The following is a 3,566-nucleotide window of genomic DNA, read 5'->3' as shown; positions in this document are numbered from 1 at the left end:
GGGGGTGGGTCTTGTGGTTGGATCGGTCATGTGTAACTCCCAGGAAATGAAGTCGCCACTTGTTCGCCGTCAAACGATTTAGGTGGCAACTGTACGCGGGTTGACGGACCGGTCCTAGGAACCCGGCGCACTCGAAAGCGCCCCACGCACAGCTGCCATAGAAGCTATGCAAGGACCTAGGAATACTTCGGGCCGTCAAACCCGATCACGAATGAGTCGTGACAGGCGCGAGGATAGGGAGTGAGGACAGGGCAGTCAACCGCTGCAGTCTGCCCGAGTTTGGCGGGATTCTTTGTAGGGACGACGCTATGTGCGTCAACAGTTTGCCAGGTTTCTCCAACACAAAAGATCGCAGCCTGCGGCAGCTCCGACAATAGATTGTTTAGGAGTTACCGAGGCCGCGATCTTTTAGGCAAAATTCAGGAAACGTAGTCTGGCCCCGTCTAATTCTTCAACGAACGTCAGGAGTGGTTTCAGCCCTGATGCATTGTCTTGTAAAAGGTGAGCCTGCTCGCGATAGCGGTCTTACACCTGCCATTAATATCGGTGTACTGGGGATAAATGCTTACATCTGTCACAGTTCGCTTTCGGGCAGGCTCGTGTTATTGGGTTACTTGCTTATGGCTATGCCTGGGCAGTAAAGGTGATGGTGTCCACGCTGACGGCCAACAGATTGCCGCTGTCGACAGAGGCTCCATCAAGACTGAACTCGATTTTTTTAATGCCAGCTTGTTCAACGGCTACGGTCAGATATTCAGTATGTTCCACTGTCGGGATTTCTAATGTCTCTAGTAGGTTGGATTTTTCGTCGTAAAAGCTGGCAGTAAATATTCCGTCAGGAGTGCCGCCTGAATACACCATGTACTTCAATTCGATTCGCGAGCAAGGCACTTTTATATCCATTGTTGCGCTTAAAGATCCTTCCACTCGACGTAAAAAGTACAGGAGATGTTGTTCGGCGCTATTGATGATTCTAAGGTCACTCCTTGGCTGCGCTGCAGAAGTGATTGTCATGTAATCGGTTTCGAGCGTCGTTATGGACCCTTGAGGATACTTTACGAATTCCTCGGTAAAACATTGCGGGAGTACGGTAAATGTTCTTGCGGGAGAACTCGACGAGTCATCCGGAGTACTAGCAGTAAAGCTGTGCATGGACGGGGTCAGGCCACCAACCGGTAAACTCCAGTTGCCGGTTATCGCATCTGCGGTAGTCTTGCCTTTGGGCACATTTGCGTCGAATACCTCAACGTTATGACCTACGGCGGCCGTGCCGCTAATCATAAATGAGGTTTCCACTGTGAACCCCTCAGAGGGAATTTCGATACCGCTGCCCAAGCCTTTGATTGATGTCAGTGTTGGTGAAGCATTGTTCGTTCTGTAAGTCGTCATGTTGAAGCTCCTGCATTGAGTGGGACAGGAGCCATGAGAGCGCATGCTGAACAATTGCGCACCTGTCAGACCTGACAGGTGCGGGTATGAAACCGATGAGCGGTAGCGCGTGAACCTGGATTACAGGAGGAGTGGAACGCTTTGTGCGGAGAGATTCACTTCTCCACCGTTTGCACTTCAGACCCGCAACCGAATCTGCCGCCCCAGCACATCCATTACGTCACAACCATCGCGGAGCAACATCGCGGCGGCATGGGCCAGTTGCTGTACATCGGCACCCTTGGCCGACGAGATATCCAGGCTGGCCAGACTTTCCATCATCTGCGTCACCGCCAGAAAGCGACTGGCCGCGCTGTTGTGCAAGACATCCAGCGGGGCTTCGCTGGAGACCAGCAATACTGGAATGCTGTCCTCGTTGTGGGTCATGGAAATGTGCGCACTCATGCTTCACCTCCGGCCTGCGCGGCCTGCAAACCGGCGACGGAAGCCAGCACCAATGCGCGACAATCTCTCAGATTCCTCCGCATAATAATTCGCAGCCTGCGGCAGTTCATACACAATCAGTGTAGGAGCTGCCGCAGGCTGCGAACTTTCAACAGATACAGCGGCGGTCATCTGCCTCCGCCGTAAAGTGCTCGGTTATTCCTTGATGGTTAAAAAAGGCAGTGTATTGGGGCGAGGCGAATATTGGAAGGTAAAACTATTGTTTAATACATAGTCAGAAGATTGGTCGCTTATGTTGGTTGCATGAAACCACAGGGGGCTGTTTTGATAATACAGCTTTTGGAAAAGAGAGCTCATGAATCCAGGGAGACGGATGCTCCCACCAACTTGTTTTGTCCATGCCACGAACTCCTGTTGAGTGCCAGGTTGCGAAGAGTATAGAAGAGTATATGCAGTTGAAGAGACCGTTACTTCGAGAGATTTAGTTGTGCCTTCTGCATCTTTGAGCGTGATGATGGTTTTTCCTACACCAGTGCATAGCATTCTCCCATTTCCGGTAACAGAGACGATATCTTCATTAGCTGACGTGAATGTGTATGGGGTAACTCCTCCCGAGGCTGATCGAGTTGCGTACATTGGTTCCACGTTTGCCCGTATGTCCCAACCTGGTCTAGCGCCCTCGAACCTTATACTTCTGGTTTGGATCGTCAATGGTGTAGTATCCCAGCTGAGAGGACTATCTTTCTTGACGTTATAAATACGCTCTTTGATTGTCGTCGCCTGCCGTTCGTCCGCACTTCCCCCCCAACCCTGTTTTAAATACCATTTTCAAGTCACTGCCGTTCTTCAAATTTTTCAAATCGGCGAGCGGGATTGTGTGGGTCTGAAAGCCTTGGCTGATCCACGTACTGTTGGTTTTCGAACCTGGTGGCTGCCAGAAAGTTTTTGCATACTCGCTGCCGTTCGTATCGTTGAGGGTACCTGTCACACGCAGCCAGACATATTGCTCCAGAGCAATGAAAGGGTAGCTGTTCACTCGCATCGTTGGGTTAGTGGTCAACGCGCTGATGTCGAGCGTAGGGCCGTTACCGCTATTTGCAGCTTCGACGATCAATGGCATACCTAACCTTGGATCGCCATCGGTGATCGGCAGTACGCCAAGAAGCAATTCATCCGAGCCCTGCGGTACTGAATTGCGGATCACGGTGTAAGTCACGCTCACCTGTTTGCCCAAATTGAACGGAACCACTGACTTGGACAATGTAACTTCCTTGTCCGCCTGCTCGGTGATATCGACGGGGTCCGTTGTTTCGCTGCCCTGACCGGGCGCGCCGCTCCAGGTCACAGTGACTTGGGTACCGATCATGTTTGAATAGGCCGGAATCACAGCCGTCAGGGTGGTTTGGGCCGCGAACGGATCGAGAATGTTGTGGTCGGCTTCCTTGATCTTCGGTTCTTTCAGATCCAGCGCCACGCCGATCCGCAGTTTCAACTCCTGCGAATGTCCCAACGTTTCTCCCCCTCGCTCAATCTTGTAATCCGCCACCACTGTGCCGTTGAGGTTGGCGGTCACGTATGTCTTGGCAATCGTGAGTTTCACCGGTTTGCCTACTGTGGCCGGAATCATGTCCAGATAATCACTGGTGCTGCCGCCGCTGGCCGAGCCGCGCCAGTAAAATGTCACGCGGTCTTTGTCTTGGGTGCCGAGAAACGGCGCCACCAGCGTTGCGCCT

The 3,566-nt window shown here is 52.2% G+C and carries 3 protein-coding genes and 1 pseudogene; all 4 read right to left on the bottom strand.

All coding sequences use genetic code 11. The annotated features are described in order from the left end of the window. Positions 1-624: 624 nt before the first annotated feature. The gene (locus tag QZR14_RS27860) at positions 625-1,389 is read right to left on the bottom strand and encodes a hypothetical protein (protein WP_311998304.1); all 765 of its coding nucleotides are present in this window, start codon (positions 1,387-1,389) and stop codon (positions 625-627) included. Between the two features lie 177 nt (positions 1,390-1,566). After that, complete coding sequence (locus tag QZR14_RS27855; RefSeq protein ID WP_250605032.1) at positions 1,567-1,833, bottom strand: short-chain dehydrogenase; 267 nt, start codon at positions 1,831-1,833, stop codon at positions 1,567-1,569. A 195-nt stretch (positions 1,834-2,028) separates the two neighbouring features. Further along, positions 2,029-2,376 carry a hypothetical protein gene (locus QZR14_RS27850; RefSeq protein WP_311998303.1) on the bottom strand — a complete coding sequence of 116 codons (348 nt, stop codon included), beginning with the start codon at positions 2,374-2,376 and terminating at the stop codon, positions 2,029-2,031. Positions 2,377-2,584: 208 nt separating this feature from the next. Then, positions 2,585-3,566, bottom strand: a pseudogene (locus tag QZR14_RS27845) (hypothetical protein); the annotation flags it as partial.

Origin of the sequence: Pseudomonas sp. rhizo66, from assembly GCF_031931925.1 — a bacterium.
GTDB lineage: Bacteria > Pseudomonadota > Gammaproteobacteria > Pseudomonadales > Pseudomonadaceae > Aquipseudomonas.
The sequence above is the reverse complement of the archived record's forward strand: the minus strand, read 5'-3'. Positions and strand labels throughout refer to the sequence as shown.

Bases quoted from the DNA above. Each gene is read 5' to 3' on its own strand.
- QZR14_RS27860 (WP_311998304.1), bottom strand. From the start codon at position 1,389: ATGACGACTTACAGAACGAACAATGCTTCACCAACACTGACATCAATC.
- QZR14_RS27850 (WP_311998303.1), bottom strand. From the start codon at position 2,376: ATGCTATGCACTGGTGTAGGAAAAACCATCATCACGCTCAAAGATGCA.
- QZR14_RS27855 (WP_250605032.1), bottom strand. From the start codon at position 1,833: ATGAGTGCGCACATTTCCATGACCCACAACGAGGACAGCATTCCAGTA.